This is a genomic window from Streptomyces sp. R11 (assembly GCF_041051905.1).
Taxonomy (GTDB): Bacteria; Actinomycetota; Actinomycetes; order Streptomycetales; family Streptomycetaceae; genus Streptomyces.
Genome location: NZ_CP163432.1, coordinates 8,837,656 through 8,859,784 on the forward strand (window position 1 = coordinate 8,837,656; position 22,129 = coordinate 8,859,784).

Annotated in this window: 20 protein-coding genes; 16 read left to right on the top strand and 4 right to left on the bottom strand. The window is 69.6% G+C overall.

Annotation, left to right across the window (positions count from 1 at the left end; all coding sequences use genetic code 11):
• Positions 1-14 precede the first annotated feature (14 nt).
• Entirely contained in the window at positions 15-1,109 is a 1,095-nt protein-coding gene (locus AB5J55_RS40840; protein ID WP_369275479.1) for a serine hydrolase domain-containing protein, read from the top strand.
• Positions 1,110-1,256: 147 nt separating this feature from the next.
• Positions 1,257-2,027: a hypothetical protein gene (locus AB5J55_RS40845; protein WP_369275480.1), complete on the top strand. Its 771-nt coding sequence runs from the start codon at positions 1,257-1,259 to the stop codon at positions 2,025-2,027.
• 54 nt (positions 2,028-2,081) lie between these two features.
• Here the strand turns inward: AB5J55_RS40845 and AB5J55_RS40850 are convergent, their stop codons facing one another.
• Both AB5J55_RS40850 and AB5J55_RS40855 read right to left on the bottom strand, forming a co-directional pair.
• On the bottom strand, positions 2,082-2,903 hold the full coding sequence (locus tag AB5J55_RS40850; protein WP_369275481.1) for a hypothetical protein: 822 nt from the start codon (positions 2,901-2,903) through the stop codon (positions 2,082-2,084).
• Between the two features lie 47 nt (positions 2,904-2,950).
• Entirely contained in the window at positions 2,951-3,790 is an 840-nt protein-coding gene (locus tag AB5J55_RS40855) for an alpha/beta fold hydrolase (protein WP_369275482.1), read from the bottom strand.
• A gap of 227 nt (positions 3,791-4,017) precedes the next feature.
• Between AB5J55_RS40855 and AB5J55_RS40860 the strand changes: the two genes are divergently transcribed.
• From AB5J55_RS40860 to AB5J55_RS40895, 8 genes are all read left to right on the top strand, one after another.
• Positions 4,018-5,217: an acetyl-CoA C-acyltransferase gene (locus AB5J55_RS40860; RefSeq protein ID WP_369275483.1), complete on the top strand. Its 1,200-nt coding sequence runs from the start codon at positions 4,018-4,020 to the stop codon at positions 5,215-5,217.
• A 10-nt stretch (positions 5,218-5,227) separates the two neighbouring features.
• On the top strand, positions 5,228-5,857 hold the full coding sequence (locus AB5J55_RS40865) for an HAD family hydrolase (protein ID WP_369275484.1): 630 nt from the start codon (positions 5,228-5,230) through the stop codon (positions 5,855-5,857).
• Between the two features lie 22 nt (positions 5,858-5,879).
• Positions 5,880-7,403: a class I adenylate-forming enzyme family protein gene (locus AB5J55_RS40870; RefSeq protein ID WP_369275485.1), complete on the top strand. Its 1,524-nt coding sequence runs from the start codon at positions 5,880-5,882 to the stop codon at positions 7,401-7,403.
• Between the two features lie 56 nt (positions 7,404-7,459).
• Positions 7,460-8,152, top strand: a complete 693-nt coding sequence (locus AB5J55_RS40875) for a TetR/AcrR family transcriptional regulator (protein WP_369275486.1) — start codon at positions 7,460-7,462, stop codon at positions 8,150-8,152.
• A gap of 242 nt (positions 8,153-8,394) precedes the next feature.
• Positions 8,395-9,213 (top strand): SDR family oxidoreductase, encoded by an 819-nt coding sequence (locus AB5J55_RS40880; RefSeq protein ID WP_369275487.1) that lies wholly within the window; start codon positions 8,395-8,397, stop codon positions 9,211-9,213.
• Positions 9,210-10,022, top strand: a complete 813-nt coding sequence (locus AB5J55_RS40885) for an enoyl-CoA hydratase-related protein (RefSeq protein WP_369275488.1) — start codon at positions 9,210-9,212, stop codon at positions 10,020-10,022. Before AB5J55_RS40880 ends, AB5J55_RS40885 begins: the two co-directional genes overlap by 4 nt.
• On the top strand, positions 10,009-11,238 hold the full coding sequence (locus AB5J55_RS40890; RefSeq protein ID WP_369275489.1) for an acyl-CoA dehydrogenase family protein: 1,230 nt from the start codon (positions 10,009-10,011) through the stop codon (positions 11,236-11,238). The genes AB5J55_RS40885 and AB5J55_RS40890 overlap by 14 nt, the downstream gene beginning before the upstream one ends.
• Before the next feature lies 1 nt (position 11,239).
• Positions 11,240-12,022 carry an SDR family oxidoreductase gene (locus AB5J55_RS40895; RefSeq protein ID WP_369275490.1) on the top strand — a complete coding sequence of 261 codons (783 nt, stop codon included), beginning with the start codon at positions 11,240-11,242 and terminating at the stop codon, positions 12,020-12,022.
• A 162-nt stretch (positions 12,023-12,184) separates the two neighbouring features.
• Here AB5J55_RS40895 and AB5J55_RS40900 read toward each other — a convergent pair whose 3' ends face one another.
• Both AB5J55_RS40900 and AB5J55_RS40905 read right to left on the bottom strand, forming a co-directional pair.
• Positions 12,185-12,850: a TetR/AcrR family transcriptional regulator gene (locus AB5J55_RS40900; RefSeq protein WP_369275491.1), complete on the bottom strand. Its 666-nt coding sequence runs from the start codon at positions 12,848-12,850 to the stop codon at positions 12,185-12,187.
• Positions 12,847-14,148 carry a PucR family transcriptional regulator gene (locus tag AB5J55_RS40905; protein WP_369275492.1) on the bottom strand — a complete coding sequence of 434 codons (1,302 nt, stop codon included), beginning with the start codon at positions 14,146-14,148 and terminating at the stop codon, positions 12,847-12,849. The genes AB5J55_RS40900 and AB5J55_RS40905 overlap by 4 nt, the downstream gene beginning before the upstream one ends.
• Positions 14,149-14,336: 188 nt before the next feature.
• Here AB5J55_RS40905 and AB5J55_RS40910 point away from each other — a divergent pair, with 188 nt between their 5' ends.
• The 6 genes from AB5J55_RS40910 (at position 14,337) to AB5J55_RS40935 (ending at position 22,060) form a co-directional block, all read left to right on the top strand.
• The gene (locus AB5J55_RS40910) at positions 14,337-15,095 is read left to right on the top strand and encodes an ABC transporter ATP-binding protein (protein WP_369275493.1); all 759 of its coding nucleotides are present in this window, start codon (positions 14,337-14,339) and stop codon (positions 15,093-15,095) included.
• A complete protein-coding gene (locus AB5J55_RS40915; protein ID WP_369275494.1) occupies positions 15,092-15,901 on the top strand; it encodes an ABC transporter ATP-binding protein in 810 nt (269 codons plus the stop codon). Before AB5J55_RS40910 ends, AB5J55_RS40915 begins: the two co-directional genes overlap by 4 nt.
• Positions 15,898-16,788: a branched-chain amino acid ABC transporter permease gene (locus AB5J55_RS40920; protein WP_369275495.1), complete on the top strand. Its 891-nt coding sequence runs from the start codon at positions 15,898-15,900 to the stop codon at positions 16,786-16,788. The genes AB5J55_RS40915 and AB5J55_RS40920 overlap by 4 nt, the downstream gene beginning before the upstream one ends.
• On the top strand, positions 16,785-17,894 hold the full coding sequence (locus AB5J55_RS40925) for a branched-chain amino acid ABC transporter permease (protein ID WP_369275496.1): 1,110 nt from the start codon (positions 16,785-16,787) through the stop codon (positions 17,892-17,894). Before AB5J55_RS40920 ends, AB5J55_RS40925 begins: the two co-directional genes overlap by 4 nt.
• An 11-nt stretch (positions 17,895-17,905) precedes the next feature.
• A complete protein-coding gene (locus AB5J55_RS40930; protein WP_369275497.1) occupies positions 17,906-19,177 on the top strand; it encodes an ABC transporter substrate-binding protein in 1,272 nt (423 codons plus the stop codon).
• Positions 19,178-19,639: 462 nt separating this feature from the next.
• Positions 19,640-22,060, top strand: coding sequence for a SpoIIE family protein phosphatase (locus AB5J55_RS40935; protein WP_369275498.1), 2,421 nt, complete (start codon positions 19,640-19,642; stop codon positions 22,058-22,060).
• Positions 22,061-22,129: the final 69 nt, after the last annotated feature.

The following is a 22,129-nucleotide window of genomic DNA, read 5'->3' on the forward strand; positions in this document are numbered from 1 at the left end:
CGGAGGTGTGTGGCGTGGACGCGGTGACATCGCGATACGGCGGTGAGGTCCTGCAGGAGCGGGACCGGGCCGGCGACCCCTGGGAGGGAGTGGATGCGGCAGCTCTCGCGCGGGCCGCGCGGGCCCAGGCGGGGCGGCCGGTGGCGGGCATCGACGACATGGCGGCGTATCTCGCCCGCCAGGTGTCGGACGCCTCCCACCGCGAGGTCCTCGGCCCGCTCCTCGACGGTCAGGGTGCCTGCGGTGTCATCGTGCGACGCGGCGAGGTTCTGGCCTCGTGGGGCGACCCGACCCGGGCGGAGATGGCCTACAGCGCCACGAAGAGCGTGCTGTCGCTGGTGGCGGGTGTCGCCTTCGACGACGGGGTGTTGCGCCTGGACGAGCCCGTGTCGGAGTCGGTGGACCTGCCCGAGTTCGGCACGGCCCATGGGCGTGCGATCACCTGGCGCCACCTGCTGGACCAGACCAGCCAGTGGGAGGGGGAGCTGTGGTCCAAGCCGACCTGGGTGGACGCGCAGAGCACCCGCGAGGGCACGGAGTCGGCGGGCGGTGCGCCCGGCGCGGGCTGGGCCTACAACGACGTGCGGGTGAACCTGACGGCTCTGGCGCTCACGGCCCTGTTCGGCCGTCCTCTGCCGGACGTGTTGCGTGAGCGGGTCATGACGCCGGTCGACGCCTGCGACGGCTGGTCCTGGCACGGCTACGAGAACTCGGTGGTGGACATCGACGGCACCCAGGTGCCGGTGGTCTCCGGAGGCGCGCACTGGGGTGGGGGCCTGTGGATCAGCGCCCTGGACCTGGCGCGCATCGGCATGCTGTGTCTGCGCGGCGGGACATGGGCGGAGCGTCAGGTCCTGTCGCGTCGCTGGATCGAGGAGCTGTGGACTCCCTGCCGGGTCAAGCCCGAGTACGGCCTGTCGTGGTGGCTCAACGACCACGGCACGGTATGGCCCGGGGCCCCGCGGACGGGCCGCTGTGCCCGCGGCAATGGCGGCAACCACCTGCTGTGGGTGGACCCGGCACGCGACCTGGTGATCGCCTCACGCTGGGGCGCCGAGGTGGAGCGCCTCCTGGCCGAGGTGTCGTCGGCGGTGCCGCCGCTTGCGTGACGCGCAGGGGGCGTTTCTCGGCTCGCCCCATGCCGCGTCCTCGTCAGTCGGGCCCCGCCTCACTTGGCGTAAGGACCGGACGCTCCGGGTGCGCTTCGGAGCGGGCTCAGGTCAACTGGTGACCATTGCAGCGACATAAGGAGCGGCATGGGTGCCCTGCCTTTGAAGAACGGCTACACGACCATCGATCCGCGCCTTGACCGGGTGCCGCAGTTCGACGAGCGCAGCAGGAACTTTCCGATTCGGGCGCTGGTTGCCGAGCGTGCGCCGTTGCGCTCGGCCGGATGGGCCTGTCCGCGCTGGCTCGACCAGGGCCGCGAGGGCGCGTGCGTCGGCTTCGCCTGGTCTCATGAGCTCATCGCCACCCCCGTGCAGGTACCCGGGGTGGACGACGGGTTCGCGCGCAAGGTGTACCGGGAAGCGCAGCGGCTCGATGAGTGGCCCGGGGAGAACTACGAGGGTACGTCGGTATTGGCGGGGGCCAAGGCGGTCGTTGCCCGTGGATACATGGAGGAGTACCGTTGGGCGTTCGGTGTCGACGACGTGCTGCGCACGCTCGGCTACTTCGGCCCCGTCGTCATCGGTGTCAATTGGTACGACTCGATGATGAGGCCGGCACCGAACGGACTGCTCGAGGTGTCCGAGGGCGGCTTCGGCGGCCATGCGATCCTCGTCCGCGGCGTCTCGTTCAAGGCACGTCTCAACGGACACAACGGCACGATCCCCGTTGTGCGGCTGCGTAACTCCTGGGGCCGTGACTGGGGTGTCGACGGTGACTGCTATCTCCGCGTCGAGGACCTGGAGAAGCTGTTGGAGGATGGCGGAGAAGCGTGCGTCCCGGTCACGCGTACGGCCGGCCCGCTGATGGCTCCGGAGGCGGACCTCGACCTCCTTCGTGAGACCGGTGAGGTCGACTGAACGCCCCTTCGAGCCCTCTGCGAGCTCCTGACAAAGACAAGGATGAGGGCCCGGTCAGCCGAGACTGAGAAGGCCGGCTTCGACGACGGCGCGGCCGAAGGGGCCGGCGAGTTCGGCGAGACGCTCACAGTCGGCGTCACCCAGGACGGCGTAGGCGGGGAGGGCCAGGCGGTCGGTGCGGTCCTCGATGTGCCGGCGCAGGAGAACGCCTTCCGGGCTGAGGCAGTCGCCGTCGAGGAGACCTCGCGTGCGTAGACGCTCCTGGGCGCCGGCCCACTCCTCCTCGGGCCAAGCACGGCTCGCCTTGAGGAAGTCGACGGGAACCTCACCGCTCGCGGCGTGCAGAACCAGGGCCTCCAGGCCTCCGACGCCCTCGCTCAGCAGGCACGCGACATGGCCGTCTCCGCGGAACTCCCGGAGCAGTGTCTGAGCGTGCCACAGCTGCAGTACCGGCTCCTCCGGCCAAGGCAGTGCGGCATGCGCGGCGAACAGCGGGCGGCCCTGCGCGTGTTCGCATGCCGCTTCGGCGGCCCGGCGGGTCAGTGCCAGCACCTCCTCGAAGTTGGGCAACCCGTGGATTCCCGCCCGTCGCAGGGCTTCGCCCGCCGCTGCGTAGCGCGCATCCAACACCTGCTGTGGCGTAGTTGCGTCCCAGGCCCCGTCGACCGCCTGCCGTACGACAGCGGGGTTGAAGTTGTAGAAGGTCGAGATGACCAGTTCGGCGGAGGCGCGGCCGAACGCGGCGCTCCTGGAGGTGAAGTACCCGGCGCGAACGCTCAGGCCCAGGTCCGCGTACCGTCGCCTCCCCTCGGGGACGAAGTAGATCATTGCGTGGACGGGTTCGAGGCGGCGCCAGGCCGCCCGCGCAGTCTCCATGGGGTCACCTCTGCGGAGAGTCGACGAACGGGATATTCGCTGCGGGGTCAGTACTCGCCGTGCGCGCGCAGGTGTTCCAGCAGCAGGCGGCTCAGTGTTTCGGGCGCCTCCTCGGGGATCCAGTGGCCGGCGCCCTGGAGGGTCTCGAACCGGTACGGCCCCTTGACCCATCGCTCGGTCTCGTGCGCGGCTGCCGGGCCGAACGCGATGTCCTCCGTGCTCCAGACGTACAGCGTGGGCAGGTCGATGACGTCGATCGCGCCGTCGGGGCGGCCGGCCCGATACCAGTTCAGTGCAGCGCTGAGAGCGCCCGGCTGGGACAGGTGGCGCACATAGGCGTCCGCACTCTCTTGCGGGACTCCTCCGGCGTAGAAGCCGCGAAGCTCCTGGGCATCGTGGGCGAGCATGCGCTCCTCGGTCGCGGGTGTTTCGCGCCAGTCGATCATGTACTGGGAGCGGTTGCGCTGATCCTGGTCGGTGCGCAGGGTGGTGGCCAGAGCGCCGGGGTGCGGGGTCGAGACAACCGTCAGGGTGCGCACCCGGCCGGGGTGGGCGTGCGCGGTCCACCAGGCCACCGCGCCTCCCCAGTCATGACCGACCAGGTCGAACGCCGCCCAGCCCAGTTCCTCGCTGATCGCGACCACGTCATCGACGAGAAGGCTGATGCGATAGTCCTCGGGCCGCTGGGGGCGGGCGCCGGGGGAGTACCCGCGCTGGTCGGGTGCCACCACCCGGTAGCCGTGCGCGGCCAACGCCTCGATCTGCCGTCGCCACACCAGCCCCGTCTGCGGGAAGCCGTGCAGCAGCAGCACCGGGCGGCCCCCGGGCGGACCTGCCACGATCGCGTCGAACACGCCCGCACCCGTGGAGATGCTCAGCTGAGTCACGATCCACCTCACTGTACCGACTGGTCGGTACCCTCCCGGGGAGGAAGCGGGCTGTCAAGGCTGCGGACTGATTGAATCTGACGTCGGATTCAACTATAACGAGTGGCGAGGCCGACCCCTGTCACCCCTGCGGCCATGACATGCGCAATCGAGCCCGGCTTGCGGCGTTCGGAGTTCTCGCCCCGAGGCCCCGGAAGAACCGCACCAACAGGAAACAGTGAGGCGACATGAGGGAAGCAGTCATCGTTTCGACGGCACGGACGCCGATCGGAAAGGCTTACCGCGGTGCGTTCAACGACACCCAGGCGCAGGAACTTGCCGCCCATGCCCTTTCGCACGCCGTGCAGCGCGCCGGGCTCGACGGAGGTGAGGTCGAGGATGTGGTCTTCGGCTGCGCTGTCCAGCAGGGGTCCTCGGGTTTCAATGTCGCGCGTCAGGCGGCTCTGCGCGCCGGACTTCCGGACATCGTCTCGGGGATGACGATCGACCGGCAGTGCTCGTCGGGTCTGATGGCGATTGCGACGGCCGCCAAGCAGATAGTCGCGGACGGAATGCAGATCGCTGTCGGCGGCGGTGTCGAGTCGATCTCCTTGGTCCAGAACGACCATATGAACACCCACCGCATGGCGGATCCCTGGCTCGTCGAGCACACGCCGGACATCTACCTGTCGATGCTGCACACGGCGGAGATCGTCGCCGAGCGCTACGGCGTGAGCCGGGAACGCCAGGACGAGTTCGCGCTCGTGTCACAGCAGCGCACCGCTGCCGCGCAGGACGCCGGCCGATTCGACCATGAGATCGTCGCGCTCGACAGCGTCAAGAAGGTCCTGGACAAGCAGTCCGGGGAGGTGCGGGACGAGGCCGTGACCCTGACCCGGGACGAGGGCAACCGGGCGTCGACGACGCTCGAGGGCCTGGCCGGGTTGGCGCCGGTGCTGCCGGACGGTCAGGTGAGCGATCATTCCAGCGTCACGGCGGGCAACTCCTCGCAGTTGTCGGACGGGGCCTCGGCGTCGGTGCTGATGGAGTCGAAGGAGGCCGAGCGCCGCGGACTGGAACCGCTGGGCGTCTACCGGGGTATGACCGTTGCCGGATGCGGGCCGGACGAGATGGGCATCGGGCCGGTGTTCGCCATTCCGAAGCTGCTGAAGCAGCACGACCTCACCGTTGACGACATCGGCCTGTGGGAACTCAATGAGGCCTTCGCTTCCCAGGCGTTGTACTGCCGGGACGAACTGCACATCGACCCGGAGCGGTTCAACGTCAATGGCGGCGCCATCTCGGTCGGCCATCCGTACGGAATGACCGGCGCCCGACTGGTGGGGCATGCCCTCATCGAGGGCAAGCGCCGGGGCGTCCGGTACGTGGTGATCTCGATGTGCATCGGCGGCGGAATGGGCGCAGCCGGACTGTTCGAGGTCGCCTGAGGTGTCGACCGTGACGGGCAAGGCCCGAACCGCTGTCCTCGTGGACTTCGGTGGGGTCGTCACCTCCAGTGTGTTGCAGGCTTTCACCGACTTCGGCGCCTCGCTCGGCGGCGACCCGCGTCTGCCGCTCGACCTCCTCGGCCGGGACGAGGCATCACGCACCCTCCTGGCCGACCACGAGTGCGGCCGTATCGACGCCGAGGCATTCGAGCGAGGATTCGCCGAACGGCTCCGTGCGCACGGCGCCGACGTGGTGGCCGAGGGGCTCACGGCCCGCATACAGGCGGCAATGTCGATCGACCAGGACATGCTCGCGCTGCTCGGTGATCTCCGAGCCGCCGGCCGTCCTGTTGCGCTCGTGTCCAATTCCTTCGGTACCGGAACCTACGACGGGGTCGAACTCGCCGCTGTCGCCGATGTGATCGTCATCTCCGCCGAGGTCGGGATCCGCAAGCCCTCCCGGCGGATCTACGCGATCGCGTGTGAACGCCTCGGCATCGACCCCGAGGAGGCGGTCATGATCGACGATCTGCAGCAGAACCTCGACGGAGCGGCACGGATCGGAATCGAGGGCGTACTGCACACCAGCACCGCCGACACCCGCCGCCAACTCGCCGAACGCTTCGGGATCACCACCTGACGATCCACTGGAAGGCACGCCCATGACCAGCGTCTTCGATCCTGTGTGCCGCCACGCGGCCGCCACCCCCGAGAACATCGCACTGCGCGGCGCCACGGATCAGTGGACCTACCGTCGGCTGCGTGACGCGAGTATGCGGTACGCGGGCGCCCTGGTCGCCGCGGGCCTTTCCCCGGGGGACCGGGTGCTGCTCGCGGCGCCGTCGGTGCCCGAGTTCGTGGTGGCCTACCTCGGGATTCAGGCCGCGGGCTGTGTCGTTGTGCCGGTCAACACGATGTCCACCCGGGCTGAGGTCGAGTACGTTCTCGGCGACGCCGGATGCTCATCGGCGATCGCATGGCACGCCCTCGGCCCCGCTGTCGCGGAGGCAGCCGCGGCGCTCTCGGTGCCCTTTTGGACGCTGTCCCCGGGCGCGTCGGTCGCCGCCGCTCCTGTGGGCGTCGTCGACCGGCATCGCGGCGAGACCGCGGCCATCCTGTACACGTCGGGAACCACGGGCCGGCCGAAGGGGGCCCAACTCAGCGTCGGGAACCTGCTGTCCGCCGGGGAGATCGGCGCCGAGTGCAGCCGTGCCTCGAGCACCGACCGTACCGGCACCGGACTCCCGCTGTTCCATGTGTTCGGCCAGGCATCGGTCATGATGGCGACCTTGACCGTGGGCGGCTCGATGTCGTTGCTGGCCCGCTTCGACCCGGCGTCGATGCTGGACATGCTGCGCCGCGACCGGCTCACCATCATGGCCGGCGTGCCGACCATGTGGAACGCGCTGCTGCATGCGGCGGGAGACGCGAACCCGGCGGACTTCGCCGGGCTCCGGGTCGCCGTCTCCGGGGGCGCGTCGCTTCCCGGGGAGATCGCCCGGGCCTTCGAGGCCCGCTTCGGCTGCACGATCCTCGAAGGGTACGGGCTCACCGAGACCACTGCGTTCGGTACCTTCAACGACCTCGACCGCGGCGGCAAGACGGGGTACACCGGCAGGGCGGTGCCGCGGATGCAGGTCCAGGTGCGCGACGACGACGGAAACGAGTGTCCGCCGGGCGGCGTCGGCGAGGTGCACATCAAGGGGCCCACGGTGATGCGCGGCTACTGGAACCGCCCCGCGGACACCGCCGCGGCCATCTCGTCCGACGGCTGGTTCCGGACCGGCGACCTCGGTGAAACCGACACGGACGGGGACCTGCGCATCGTCGACCGTCTCAAGGACCTGATCATCCGCGGCGGTTACAACGTCTACCCCGGTGAGGTCGAGGAAGTTCTCTACGAGCACCCGGACATCGTCGAGGCAGCCGTGATCGGCGTTCCCGACGAGCACTACGGCGAGGAGGTCGCCGCGCTCATCGCAGCCCGGCCCGGTTCCGAGCTCGGTGCCGCCGAGGTGTCGGCCTGGGCACGAGAACGGTTGTCCGCCTACAAGATCCCGCGCATCGTCCGGCTCGTCGACGCGTTGCCCAAGGGCCCGACCGGGAAGATTCTGAAGCGGTCCATCGACCGCAGCGCTCTGGCCCGTGACACGCCGACCGCCGACGTTGCCGCCGGCCCCCACTGAGCGTCCCCACGTTACGGATGGTGAGCATGGTGTCGGATTCAAGTACAGTTTCCGGGATGGACACCACTGCTCCCGAGGAGATCGACGGCGACGAGGCGCCCCCCATGGCGCCCCTCTCGCACCTTCGCGAGCCCCCCACGACGAAGCGCGGAGCTCGGACACGGGCCGCATTGGTGAAGGCCGCACGGACGGTGTTCGAACGGGACGGCTACCTCGACACCCGCCTGACCGACATCACCAAAGAAGCCCAATGCGCGGCGGGATCCTTCTACACCTACTTCGCCAACAAGGAAGAGGTGCTCGCCGCCGTCCTCCTGGAGGCGCAGGAGGACATGATGCACCCCGGCATGCGCCGGGTGCAGGACACCGACGACCCCTATGCGGTACTCGAGGCGAGCAATCGCGCGTATCTCGAGGCATACAAGCGGAACGCGAAGCTGATGGGTCTGCTCGAGCAGGTCGCCCAAGTGGAGCCGGAGTTCCGTGAGTTCCGAAGCCGGCGCGCCGATGCGTTCATCCGCCGCAATGCCCGCGGCATCGCCGACCTGCAGGCGCGGGGTGTCGCAGACCGTGAGGTCGATCCGATGATGGCCTCCCGTGCGCTGTCGGGCATGGTCAGCGTCATGGCCTACAACGCCTTCGTGCTCGGCGGACGGCAAGAAGAGGGCCCGCCGGCGGACTTCGAGGAGCTCGTGTCCACGGTCACCCGGCTCTGGGCGAACGCTCTCCGCTTCCCCGACCAGCGCTGATCCGGCGGCTGGACCACCTGCCTCACAGCACCCGGCACCCGCCGGGTGCTTCTCCTTTTCTCGCCTCCTTTGCCGGGGCCGGTCACATGGTTCCTCTTCGCGCGGCACTCGAGCCCGGCCCGTCCCCCGCATTCCGCTATTGAACTTGACGTCGGATTCAACTATACATTTCGGCAGAGCATGGCTCACGATCTTTGGGCCGTGTCCCGGCCTCGCACGCCCAGCCACCGAGAGGGTTCGCTGTGAACGTTGCACGAAGAGTCGCCGTCGTCACCGGTGGTGGCGCGGGCATCGGCAGTGCGCTGGTCGCACGGCTCGCTCGCGCGGGCGCCCGGGTCGTCGTCGCGGACCTCGACGCGGACGCCGCGCGGGCGGTGTCGGAGCGAGTCAACGCCGACCATCCGGGAAGCACCGTCAGCGCCGGCGCGGACGTGTCGGACACCGAGCAGATCCAGCAGTTGGTCGACCTGGCGGAGAGCGCATTCGGCCCGGTCGACCTCTACTTCGCGAACGCGGGCATTGCCGGGGCGCCCGGCCTCGACGCGAGCGAGCAGGACTGGGACCACTCGATCGACGTGAACCTACGAGCCCACATCCGTGCGGCAAGGCTGCTGGTGCCGAGGTGGCTCGAGCGCGGTGAGGGCTACTTCGTCAGCACGGCCTCGGCGGCCGGACTGCTCACCCAGATCGGCTCCGCCACGTACGCCGTCACCAAGCACGCGGCCGTCGCCTTCGCCGAATGGCTGAGTGTCACCTACGGCGATCGCGGGGTCCGCGTCAGCTGTCTGTGCCCGATGGGGGTGAACACCAAGCTGCTGTCCTCCGGAGAGGACTCCGGGGACGCGCTGGGACGAGCCGCGACGCGGGCCGTCACCTCCGCCGGTGACGTCCTGGAGCCGGCCGAAGTAGCCGACGCCGTCCTGGCCGCCCTCGAGGACGAACGCTTCCTCATCCTGCCGCACGAAGACGTTCTTGAGATGTACCGGCAGAAGGGCTCGGACTACGACCGGTGGCTGCGCGGAATGCGCCGGTACCAGAGCGCCCTGCTGGCGCAGTCATGACCGATGCGCCGAACGAGCTTGTCCTCGCCGAACACCGAGGGCCGGTGCTGGTGCTCACCTTCAACCGGCCCGCCAAGCTGAACGCCTGGACCTACGAACTCGAGGACCGCTACTTCGCGCTGCTCGACGCCGCCGAGGACGACCCGGACGTACGTGCCGTCGTGGTCACCGGCGCGGGACGCGGATTCTGCGCCGGAGCCGACCTGCAACAACTGCAGGCGGTCGGCGAGGTCTCCGAGGCGGACAGGGCGCGGCGCCGCCCGCGGGACATTCCGCGGACCCTGCGCAAACCGCTGATCGGAGCGATCAACGGGGTGGCCGCCGGCCTGGGCATGGTGGAGGCGCTCTACTGCGACATCCGCTTCGGCTCGTCCTCGGCCCGGTTCACCACGGCATTCGCGCAACGCGGGCTGATCGCCGAGTACGGGATCGCCTGGCTGTTGCCCCGGCTGGTGGGGCACAGCCGGGCAGCGGACCTCTTGCTGTCGAGTCGCATGGTGGATGCCGAGGAGGCATTCCGTGTCGGACTCCTCGACCACCTGGTCCCCACCGCCGACGTGGTGGACGCCGCTGTCGCGTACGCCGCCGATCTGGCGAGGCGCTGCTCCCCGGCATCCATGGCCGTCATCAAGAGCCAACTCAGCGCCGACGCGGACGGCACCTACGCCGATTCCGTGAGCCGGGCGCAAGGCCTCATGCTCCAGGCCTTCCGCGGGCCCGACGTCGTCGAAGGCGTGGCCAGTCACCTGGACAAGCGCCCACCCAACTTCCCCTCTCTACCCGTCAGGAGTTCGGATGTCCCTGTTTGAGATGTCGGACCGCGCCAAGAAGTACCGGGCGGATCTGCTCGAGTTCATGGATGCACACGTCTACCCCGCCGAGGCGGTGTACCACGAGCAGATGCGCGCGTCGGGTGACCCGCACTTCCACCCGCCGATCCTCGAGGAGCTCAAGGCCGAGGCGCGCAGGCGTGGACTGTGGAATCTGTTCCACCCGCACCCGGACTGGGGCCCCGGTCTGACCAACCTTGAGTACGCACCGCTCGCGGAGATCATGGGCCGCAGCCACATCGCCTCCGAGGCGTGCAACTGCAACGCGCCCGACACCGGCAACATGGAGGTGCTCACGCTGTTCGGCAGCGACGAGCACAAGGAGAAGTACCTCAAGCCCCTGCTCGACGGAACGATGGCCTCGGCCTTCGCGATGACCGAGCCGCGTGTCGCCAGCTCTGACGCCACCAACATCGAGCTGCGGATGGAGCGCGACGGCGACGAGTACGTGCTCAACGGCCGCAAGTGGTTCGCTTCGAACGCGATGCACAAGAACTGCAAGGTGCTCATCGTGATGGGCAAGACCGACCCGACGGCGGCCCCACATCGCCAGCAGTCGATGATGGTCGTCCCGATCGACGCCCCCGGGGTCACTGTGGTCCGCAACCTCCCGGTGTTCGGGTACGCGGATCGCGAGGGCCATGCGGAGATCGTCTTCGAGGATGTCCGGGTGCCGGCCAAGGACGTACTCAAGGGCGAGGGCGAGGGTTTCGCCATCAGCCAGGCCCGGCTCGGGCCCGGTCGCATCCACCACTGCATGCGTGCCATCGGCGCGGCCGAGCGGGCGCTGGAACTGATGTGCCGGCGCGCACAGTCACGGGTGACCTTCGGCAGTCCGGTTGCCGAACGGTCCAACATCCAGGACTGGATCGCGGAAGCGCGTATCGACATCGAGATGATCCGCCTGCTCACGCTCAAGGCGGCGTATCTCATGGACACGGTCGGGAACAAGGAAGCGCGCACCGAGATCGCGGCCATCAAGGTAGCCGCCCCCGACATCGCGTTGAAGATCGTGGACCGCGCGATTCAGGTGCACGGGGGAGCGGGAGTGACCGACGACTTCCCCTTGGCGATGATGTACGCGCATCTGCGGACGTTGCGGCTGGCGGACGGTCCCGACGAGGTTCACAAGCGGGCCATCGCCAAGCAGGAACTGCGGCAGTACCGCGACGTGGCGACGGCGGCGGTGAACTGACATGGCAGGACTGGACCTCACCGGTCGCACCGCCGTCGTCACCGGGGCCTCGCGCGGTATCGGGCTGGCGATCGCCCAGGCCGTCGCCGCGGCCGGCGCAAACGTCGTCCTCACCTCCCGGTCCCAGGAGGCGGCGGACGCCGCCGCTGCCCAGGTCAAGGGCACAGCGGTCGGCGTCGGAGCGCACGCGGTCGACGAAGAGGCGGCCCAGCGCTGTGTGGATCTGACCCTCGAGCGCTTCGGCAGCCTGGACATCCTCGTCAACAACGCGGGGACCAACCCGGCCTTCGGGCCGGTCATCGACCAGGACCACGGTCGGTTCGCGAAGACCTTCGACGTGAACCTGTGGGCGCCCGTCCTGTGGACCGGACTGGCCACGCGGGCCTGGATGGGCGAGCACGGCGGGGCGGTCGTCAACACCGCGTCGGTGGGCGGCATGGCCTCCGAGGCGAACATCGGGTTGTACAACGCGTCGAAGGCCGCACTGATCCATCTCACCGGGCAACTGGCCCTGGAGCTCTCGCCGAAGGTCCGCGTCAACGCGGTGGCACCGGGTGTGGTGCGCACGAAGCTGGCCGAGGCCCTGTGGAAGGAGCACGAGCAGGCGGTGTCCGCCTCGGTGGCGCTGGGCCGCATAGGGGAGCCTGCTGACATCGCCTCCGCGGTCGCCTTCCTCGTCTCGGACGCCGCGAGTTGGATCACCGGCGAGACCATGGTGATCGACGGGGGGCAACTGCTGGGTGACGCACGGCCGTTCAGGCAAGGAGCCGGCATCGGCGTCTAGCGCGGACTTCGTCGAAATCGACGCCGGGGCGGTGAGCTGAGGCTCGAAACCTCGGCGTCGAGTGGCCGAGTTGCCCTGGCCCAGCAGCCGGTGCCCGGTGCTCTGGAGTCGGTTGTCGTCGGGCTGTGGCCTGGTCCTGTGGCCCCCCACGCGCCGGGCGTGTCAGCCGGGCGGTGCCGTCAGATGGATCAGGATGCCGCACACCTCGTCCACGATCTCCAGGGCCTCCGACTCGTCCCCGCAGTCGGCCAGCTCGCGTGCCGCACCGCCGATCACAGTGGTGAGCACTCGCACCCGAACCCGGCCGGCACGTCGCTTCTCGTCCACCTCCAGGAGCCGGGCGTTGCGCCGCACCCACGCGCGGTCCCACTGGCGGCGCAGGGCGTCGAAGCCCGCGGGACCGTCGTCCTCCGCGATGAGTCTGCCGAGCCGCCGGTTGTCCCAGGCACCCGCCAGGTACGCCCTCGCTCCCGCCACGAACAGGGCGATGGGGTCGTCCACACCACGGCCCCGCTCGGCGGTCAGCGTGGCCGCGGTCCGGCGCTCCTGCTCCTCCCGGAACTCCTCCCAGAGGGCGAGGTAAAGCCCTCGCTTTCCGCCGTAGTGCTGGAAGAGACTGCCCACCGGGATGCCGGAGCGCGCCGCGATCTCGGCGAGACCGGCGTCAGAGTAACCGCGCTCGGTGAACACCTCCAGCGCGGCGTCAAGAAGCGCACAGCGGACCGTTCGGTGCTGCCCGGTGGCTGCCTCCGGCCGGTCCATTCCCTTCTGCCCGTCGGCCTGCTGACGTAGCGCCTCGGGCCCGGCAGACTCCACGATGCCGCTCACCGGCAATCCCCACCTTCCCCGGCACCGTCGCGGATGGCGAGGGCGACCAGCAGTTCCAGGAGGTCGGCGATCCGACGCGGACTGCGCCCGGTGCGTTCCTCGATCCGGCGCAATCGGTAGTGCGCCGTGTTGTGGTGCACCCGCAGCCGGTCGGCGGCCAGCCGCAGGTTGAGGTCGGCCTCCGCGAAGGCCCGTATGGTGGCCGCCAGCGTGTCGCCACGTCTGCGGTCCTCATCCAGCAGCGCACGCACGCGGGGATCGACCAGCTGCCGGGCGAGGTCGTCGGCGCGCAGCGCCAGGTAGTCGAACGGGGACAGCCGCGGCAGTGCCGCCACCCCGCCCCCGCTCCCGCTCGGCACGAGGTCGAGGGCGGCCCGTGCCTCCTCGTAGGCGCGCGGCAGTTCGCCGGCGCCCTGGGCGACCGTACTGATGCCCATGGACAGCATGGTTCCCTCTCGCGCGAGCCGTTGCTGTACCGCCTCGAAGTGGGCGCAGATGTCCTCCGCGTCCATGCCGGTGCGGACCACGGGCACGGCCACCACCTCGCCGTGGCGTACGACGACCAGGGTTCGGCCGGCCCAGGGACCGGCCACGCCGATGGACGCGCTGGTCGCGTAGCCCTGTTCGGCCGAGGTGGGGTCGCCGGTGCGGGTGTCGCCGACGCACACCGCGACGACCGCCATCATCGGCGAGTGCGGTCCGATGCCGTAAGCCTGCGCCGCGGCCAGCAGCGGGCCGCGCGTCGGTGCCGCGCCGGCCAGCAGCTGGTCCAGGAGATCCCGGCGCTCCCGGTCCGCGTCGGCGACCACATGCTGCTGGTACTCGACATAGGCCTGCGCGGCATGAGTGCTGGCGTAGTCGACGTACCGCATCAGCGGTGTGACGAGGGACAGCGCGGCCTGCTGCGCCTCGGCGGAGGTGCCCGCGCAGTCCAGCAGTTCGTCCCACAACACCTGCCGGCCGACCCGGAAGGCACTGATCCAGTCCTCGAGGGCGAACCCCGCGCGTGCTCTGCGCATGGCTGCCGCGCGGCTGAAGACCAGGTCTTCGGGGGCGATGTCCTGGTCGCCGGCCAGCGCCGCCAGCTGCATCCGGTAGTGCGTGAGGACCTGGTCCCGAACGTCGTCGAAGAACCGCTCGTCCTGCAGCGCGTACGACGGGATCTCCGTGCGCATCACCGCGACGGCGGTCTTCGCCACGTCCTCGAGCCGGTCGTGGACGGTGTGCAGGATCCGGTGCCGCTCCCGGCTGAGGGGTTCGGAGAGTGCGGGGGCGCCCAGAGCGGGTCCGCGAGGCATGGCGCCGATCGTCGCTGGCTTCCTCGTGTCCCGTCAACAGGCTCGGCGGGCGAGATGCCGGGGGCGTTGGGCGTGGCGCACAGACCGGTGGCCGCGAAGTTGGGTGCTCGCACCCAATGTGCGCTCGGAAGGCGCCCACTTACTGTGACGCTCGCCCACCCCCCAGTACCTCGGAAGGGGCGTCTCTCATGCTCGCGGTCGACGGTATCAGCGTGCGCTTCGGCGGGATCACGGCACTCGACGGTGTCGCGTTCACCGTCGAGCCGGGCACCGCCGTGGGGCTCATCGGACCGAACGGAGCCGGCAAGACCACCTTGTTCAACTGCCTCACCAGGCGCTGCACCCCTGATGCGGGGACGGTCCGGTTCGAGGACGAGGACCTGCTCGCCCTCCCACCGCACTCCGTGGCCGGGCGCGGTATCGCCCGCACCTTCCAGAACCTGGGTCTGTTCCCGCGGCTCACGGTCCGGGAGAACGTCATGGTCGGCGCCCACAGCCGGGGGCATTCGGGACACCTGGCCGCGGCGCTCCGGCTGCCCCGCGTCCGGCGTGAGGAGAGGGAACTACGTGACCAGGCAGATGACTTGCTACGGCGTCTCGGCCTCGCGGATGTCGCCGACCACCCCGCCTCCGGGCTGCCGTTCGGCACACTCAAACGCGTCGAGCTCGCCCGGGCCCTCGCGGTACGGCCCCGGCTGCTGTTGCTCGACGAACCCGTCAACGGGCTCAGCCACGGCGAGGTCGACCAATTCGCGGATCTGGTCCGGTCGGTGCGCGAGGACTTCGACCTGACGCTCGTGGTGGTCGAACACCACATGGGGTTCGTGATGGGCCTGTGCGACAAGGTCGTGTGTCTCGACTTCGGGCGCAAGATCGCCGAGGGGTCGCCGGAGGGGATCCAGCGTGACCCTGCGGTCATCGAGGCGTACCTGGGGGTGCCGGCATGACGGAATCCACCAACGACAGCACCGAGACCGGACAGTCGAGCGGGGAGCCGGACTTCCTGAAGGTCACCGGTCTGCATGCCGGATACGGTCAGGCCCGCGTGCTCCAGGGGCTCGACTTCACCGTCGCACGTGGCGAGGTGTGCGCGGTCCTCGGGCCCAATGGCGCGGGCAAGACAACCACTCTGCGGGCCCTGTGCGGCATGGTCCGCGGACGCGGCTCGGTGACGTTGAACGGTACGGAGCTGCTGGGTCGCTCGCCCGAGCAGACCGCGCGTCTCGGCGTGGCGCACGTACCCGAGGGCCGGGGCACCTTCAACGACCTGACCGTCGAGGAGAACCTGCGCATCGGCGCCCATTTGCGCACCGGCCGATGGAAGCGGGGCCGTGCCGAGCGCGCAGGCGTGGCGGCCGATGCGGAGCGCATCTACGACTACTTCCCCAAACTGCGCCAGCGGGCCCGTCAAACCGCCGGCAGCCTCAGCGGCGGCGAACAGCAGATGCTCGCCATCGGCAGGGCGCTGATGCTGCGGCCCTCGCTGTTGCTCCTGGACGAGCCGTCGTTGGGGCTCGCGCCGCTGGTCACTCGCGAGCTGTTCGAGATCGTCCGTGCCGTCAACGAGGAGGAACGCACCACTGTGGTCGTCGTCGAGCAGAACGCCCAGCTCGCGCTGGATGTGGCGCACCGGGCGCACGTACTGGAGGCCGGCCGCCTGGTGCTGTCCGGACCGTCCCGGGAGATCCGCGAGGACGGGCAGGTCGCCGAGGTGTACCTCGGGGTCTCCGTCCGCTCCGGACAGGGCGGGTGAGCGCAGTGACCGAACTGCTCCAGCAAGTGGTGGAAGGGGTTGGCTCCGGTGCCGTCTATGCCAGCCTGGCGCTGGCCCTGGTACTGATCCACCGGTTCACCGGAATCGTCAACTTCGCGCAGGGCGAGCTCGCCATGATCTCCACGTACGTGGCGTGGCAACTCGTGGCGTCCGGGATGTCGTTCTGGCTAACGCTGCCGGTGACCCTGGCGGTGTCCTTCGCCGGCGGCATGCTGGTCGAACGGATCGTCATCCGCCCGGTGCAGAACGCGCCCGAGCTGACGATGGTCATCGTCACGGTCGGTCTGTTCATCTTCGTCAACGCCATGGCCGGTCTGATCTGGTCGTTCACCGTGAAGGACTTCCCGCAGCCGTTCCCCGACGGCGGGATCGACCTGGCCGGGGTCCGCGTGGACTGGTCGAGCCTCGGAATCATCGCGGTCGTGGCCGTCGTGATGGGCCTGCTGTACCTGCTGTTCCAGCACACCTCCATCGGCCTGGTGATGCGGGCGGTCGCCTGCAACCCCGCCTCCGCCCGGCTGTCGGGCATTCGAGTGGGCCGCGTGCTGATGCTCGGCTGGGGGCTGGCCGCGACAGTCGGCGCGGTGTCGGGCGTGCTCGTCGCCCCGCTGCTGTTCCTCGAGCCCAACATGATGGGCGGAGTGCTGATCTACGCGTTCGCCGCGGCCACCCTCGGTGGCTTCGACAGCCCGGTCGGCGCGGTCGTCGGCGGCCTGGTCGTGGGCGTGGCCGAGACGCTGGCCGGGGCGTACGTGGACGTGATCGGTGCCGATCTGAAGGTGGGCGTACCCCTGCTGATCATCCTGGCGGTGCTGCTGGTGCGACCCCAGGGCCTCTTCGGACGGGCGGCGGTGGAGCGCGCATGAGCACGATCACCGCAGCACTCGGCACCGACCGCGCCCGCCGCCTGCGGGCCGCGCTCACCGTGCTGCTCGCCGCGGGCGTCGCAGTCGGCGCACCGTTCTACTTCGCCCCCTTCCAGGTCTTCCAGCTGACCATGGTGCTGCTGTACGCCGTGGCGCTGGCCGGCCTGAACCTGCTGGTCGGATTCGGCGGGCAGATCTCCCTCGGACACGGTGCGTTCTTCGCGGCAGGGGCCTACACGGCAGCGGTCATGCTCGACCGCTACGACACCGGCCACCTGGCCACGCTGCCGGTCGCGGCCGTCGGATGCTTCCTCCTCGGCCTCGGTTTCGGCGTGCCCGCCCTGCGGCTGCGCGGGCTGTACCTGGCCCTGGTCACGCTCGCCTTCGCGGTGTTCCTGCCACCGCTGCTCAAGCGGCTCGAACCGGTGACGGGCGGCTCGATGGGCCTGACCGTGGACAAGCTGCAACCACCCGCGTGGAGCGGGCTGGCCGAGGATCAGTGGACGTACTTCGTCGTCCTCGCCGTCACCGCGGTGGCTCTGCTGCTCGCCCGCAACCTGCTGCGGTCACGGGTCGGTCGGGCGCTGCTCGCGGTGCGGGACAACGAGAGCGCCGCGGAGGTCATGGGCGTACGGCTGTCGCTGCACAAGACCCTTGCCTTCGCGTGGAGCGCGATGTTCGCGGGCGTCTCCGGATGCGTCTACACCTGGGTGATCGGCTTCGTCTCGCCCGACTCGTTCAGCTTCGTGCTGTCCATCACGCTGCTGGCCGGCCTGGTGGTCGGTGGGCTCGCCTCACTGTACGGACCGCTGCTGGGCGCGGCCTTCGTGATGTACGTGCCGAGCGTGGCCCAGGACATCAGCGAGGCGGCGCCCGGCGTGGTGTTCGGCCTGCTGATCATCGCGGTGATGTTCGTGGCGCCGACGGGACTCGCCGGTCTGGCGGGCCGTGTCCGGGGCGCCGCCGGTCGCCTCACCCGAACCACCACCCCGGTCGTCGGCGACCGGGAGTGCGACGCCGAACCCTCCGCGCCTCCCACCCCGGCGGAGCCCGCACCTGTCGATGCCCAACCCGTGGGCGCCCCGCCCCGCATGGAAAAGGAATGAATCACATGCGCATGACGACCACTCTGCGCGCGGCCGCGGCCGCGTCCGCCGCCCTGCTCCTCGCCACCGCCTGCAGCAGCCAGCGCGGGCAGGACGACAAGGACGCCGCCGCCGACGGCGCCTGCCAGGGCCAGCAGACCACCGGCATCACCGACAAGACCATCAAGCTGGGCGGCATCTACCCACTGTCGGGACCGGCCTCCGCATACGGCACGATCAGCAAAGGCGTGAGCGCCTACTTCAAGCACGTCAACGACAAGGGCGGCATAGACGGCCGCACCGTGGAGTTCACCGTCCGCGACGACGGCTACCAGCCGCCCAAGGCGGTCGAGGAAGCCCGCAGACTCGTCGAGCAGGAGAAGGTCTTCGCCGTCTTCCAGACCCTGGGCACCCCGTCCACGGCCGCCGTGTGGGACTACCTCAACAAGCGGAAGGTGCCGCAGCCTTTCGTCGCCACCGGTGCCTCCGTCTGGGGTACGGACGACGACCACCCGTGGACCACCGGCTGGCAGCCCAACTACATCGCCGAGGCACGGGTGTACGCCAAGTACCTCAAGGAGGAGAAGCCGAAGGCCAAGGTCGCCGTCCTCTACCAGAACGACGACTTCGGCAAGGATCTGCTCGGCGGGTTCGAGGCGGCCCTCGCAGGCAGCGGAATCAAGGTGGTCGCCGAGGAGAGCTACGAGGTCACCGACCCCTCCGTCTCCGCCCAGATGACAAGCCTCGCGCGGTCCAAGGCGGATGTGCTGCTCAACGTCACCACGCCGAAGTTCGGCAGCCAGGCCCTCGCCGCCGATGCCAAGAACACCAAGTGGAACCCGCTGCACATCGTGAACAACGTGTCCTCGTCGGCCACCGTGCTCAAGCCCGTCGGCTTCAAGAACGTCCAGGGCGTGGTCTCGGCGACCTACTTCAAGGACCCCGCCGACCCGCAGTGGGCCGACGACACGGAGATGAAGACGTACCAGGACGCGCTGCGCAAGTACGCGCCCGACTCCGACCCGGCCAACCAGTTCAACGCCTACGGCTGGGCCGCCGCCTCCAGCTTGCACAAGGCTCTGGACGCGATGAAGTGTCCGACCAGGGAGGGGATGCGGGACGCGGTGCGCAACCTCAAGGACGTCAAGGTGGACATGCTGTTGCCCGGCGTCACCCTCTCCACCGGGCCCGATGACGCCTTCCCGATCGAGACGATGCAGCTGATGCGGTTCGAGGGCGAGCGGTGGCAACTGTTCGGTGAGCCGGTGGATACCCGCAAGGAGTTCGGCCCGCTGGCGAAGTGAGCCGGCGGGGCGGCCCCCAGCGGTCGATGCCCTGACCGCTGAGGGCCGCCCCCGCCGTGCCCGGGACCCGTGCGGTGGGGAAGTGGCTCTCAGGTCGAGCGAGTGCGCAGTTCGGCGTCGGCACGCAGCAGAAGGGTGTCGGCCGGTGGCCGCGACGCACTGGTCCTTCGGTGCCGTTGGCAGGCTGCTGGACCTGGAGAAACGGCACATCCGCGAACGCGCCGGCAGCGCGTACATGTCAACCTGCTTGCCGTAGCCCCTCGCGCCCGCCACGCCGCGCCGCGGACAAGGCGCGTCCTTCGTCGGAATTCAATAGGCTTACATGGTCAGCAGGTCAACGTGCATTCGGGAACACCGAGCCACCGCCACGGACGCCGTCATGCCGATCACCGGCCGCGGTCAGGACCCGCGGCAGACCATCGGTGACCGCGTACACGGTCGTGTCCAGCGGTGGAGAAGCGGATGACGGAGCTCAGCGAAGGCCACGACGATCCATTCGGCCTGCATCTCGCCGCCTTGGCGGTGCTCGACGACCGGGGAGTCGTCGTCGGATGGAACCGGCGGGCTCAGGAACTGCTCGGCCATCCGGACACAGCCGTGATCGGTCGCCCGGCACTCGAGGTTCTGGTCGATCCTCGTGATCTGCCGGCTGCCACCGAGGCCGCGGTGACCTGCAGAAGTGCCGGCGGCTGGTTCGGCGTCCTCACATTGCGGCACCGCGACGGGCAGCTCGTGGCGCTGGGGCTCAGGGCCCAGGAGGTGTCACGCGATGGCCGGGTCCGTGAGTGGTTTCTTGCGGGGGCACCCGCGGTTGACGTCCTGGAATGGCAAGGGGACCGCGCGGTTCTCGACGGGTTGTACCGCCAGTGCCCGATCGGTCTGGTCATCCACGGCCCCGACCTGAGGATTCTCCGGGTCAACCGGGCCATCGAACGCTTCACCGGCGTCCCGGCAGACGACTTTCGGGAGCTGCCCACCGGGCGGATGCTCCTCCCTGACGACGCACGCAAGGCTGTGGACCGGGTGCGCCAGGTGATGGAGACCGGAAGACCCCTGGTCTACTCCGAGCAGTTCGTTCGCCTGGAGCGGGATCCGGCACGAGAGCGGGTCGCGTTGGTCTCGTCCTTCCGGATGGAGGAGCCGTCCGGCCGTATCCTGGGTGTGGCCGAGTTGATCGAGGACATCACCGAACGTCATCGGGCACAGCGCCGGCTCGCGCTCCTCGACCAGGTCGGCAGTCGCATCGGAACCACTCTCGACGTGGCCGAGACCGCCCGGGAACTCGCCGAGGTGATGGTGCCTCACCTCGCCGACCATGCGTCGGTGGACCTCCTTGAGCCGGTGACGCGGGGTGAGGAACCGCCGCGCGCCCTGGCAGGGCCTCTCGTGCGACTGGGGGCCTACGGCGTCGGTGCCCAGCAGCCCGGCCCGCCCCACCCTCACGGCGAGCCCGTGGAGTTCGGGCCCGACACACCTCAGGCCGGATGCCTGGCCGAGGGACGACCTGTCCTGGAGCCGGTTCTCCCGCCCGACTGGTTCTCGACGGTGGGCCATCAGGGGGCCCATGCTCCCGATCCGGGCACCCACTCCTTGATCGTGGTGCCTCTTGCCGCGCGTGGCCTGGTGCTCGGCGTCATGACCCTGTGGCGTTCGCGCCGCCCCGATGCCTTCGAGGCGGACGATCTCACCCTTGCTCAGGAACTCGCCTCGCGCGCCGCCGTCGCCATCGACAACGCCCGGCGCTTCACGCAGCATCAGCAGACCGCGTTCGCCTTGCAGAGAAGCCTTCTGCCCCGGGCGATTCCGGAGCAGTCGGCTGTCGAGATGGCCCTGCGGTACCTGCCGGCCAGCGCGGGCCCAGGCCTTGGCGGCGACTGGTTCGACGTCATTCCCCTGTCCGGGGCCCGGGTCGCCCTCGTCGTCGGCGACGTGGTGGGGCGCGGTATCCATGCTGCCGCCACCATGGGCCGGCTGCGCACCGCGGTCCATACGCTCGCCAGCCTCGACATGGAACCGGACGAGGTCCTCTCCCGCCTCGACGACCTGGTCAACCTGGTGGCGGCCGAACAGGAAGCAGTCGGCGAACGGCCCGTGGGAGAGCAGGTCGTCGGCGCCACCTGTCTGTACGCCGTGTACGACCCGGTCTCCGGGCGCTGCTCCGTTGCCCGCGCCGGTCACCCGCCGCCGGTGGTGACCGCGCCGGATGGACGGGTGGCGCTGCTCGACCTGCCCGCCGGCCCACCGCTCGGCCTGGGCGGCCTGCCGTTCGAGGCCCGGGAGATCGAACTGGCCGAGGGAAGTCTGCTGTGCCTGTACACCAACGGAATCATCGGTGAACGCCACATCGATGCCGACGTCGGCCTGACGAAGCTGTGTGCAACGCTCACCCGCCCTGCCGACACGCTGGAACGGACATGCCAAGCAGTGGTCGACGCGCTGGTCCCCTCGCTGCCCAGTGACGACGTCGTATTGCTGATCGCTCGCACCCGCATGCTGCCGCCGGAGAATGTCGCCTCCTGGCATCTACCCCCGGAGCCTGCCAGCGCCGCCCGCGCCCGGGCACTGACCTCGGCCAAGCTGACCGAATGGGGTCTGGAGCACCTGGCGTTCACCACCGAGTTGATCGCCAGCGAACTGATCACCAACGTCTACCGCTACGCCGGCGGTCCTGCGACGCTCCGGCTGATCCGGGAACGGTGCCTGGTGTGCGAGGTCAGCGACACCAGCCACACCTCACCACACCTGCGCCGCGCCCGTACGACCGACGAGGGCGGGCGCGGCCTGTTCCTGGTGGCCCAGATGACCGAACGGTGGGGTACCCGCTACACCCGCGAAGGCAAGACCGTGTGGACCGAGCAACCGCTGACCGGCGCGCCCGCCTGACCATTCACTACGGCTTGTATCCCCGCCGGTGCGGTGCCCCGGACACGGGTTCCCTCATCGGCGTGTGAT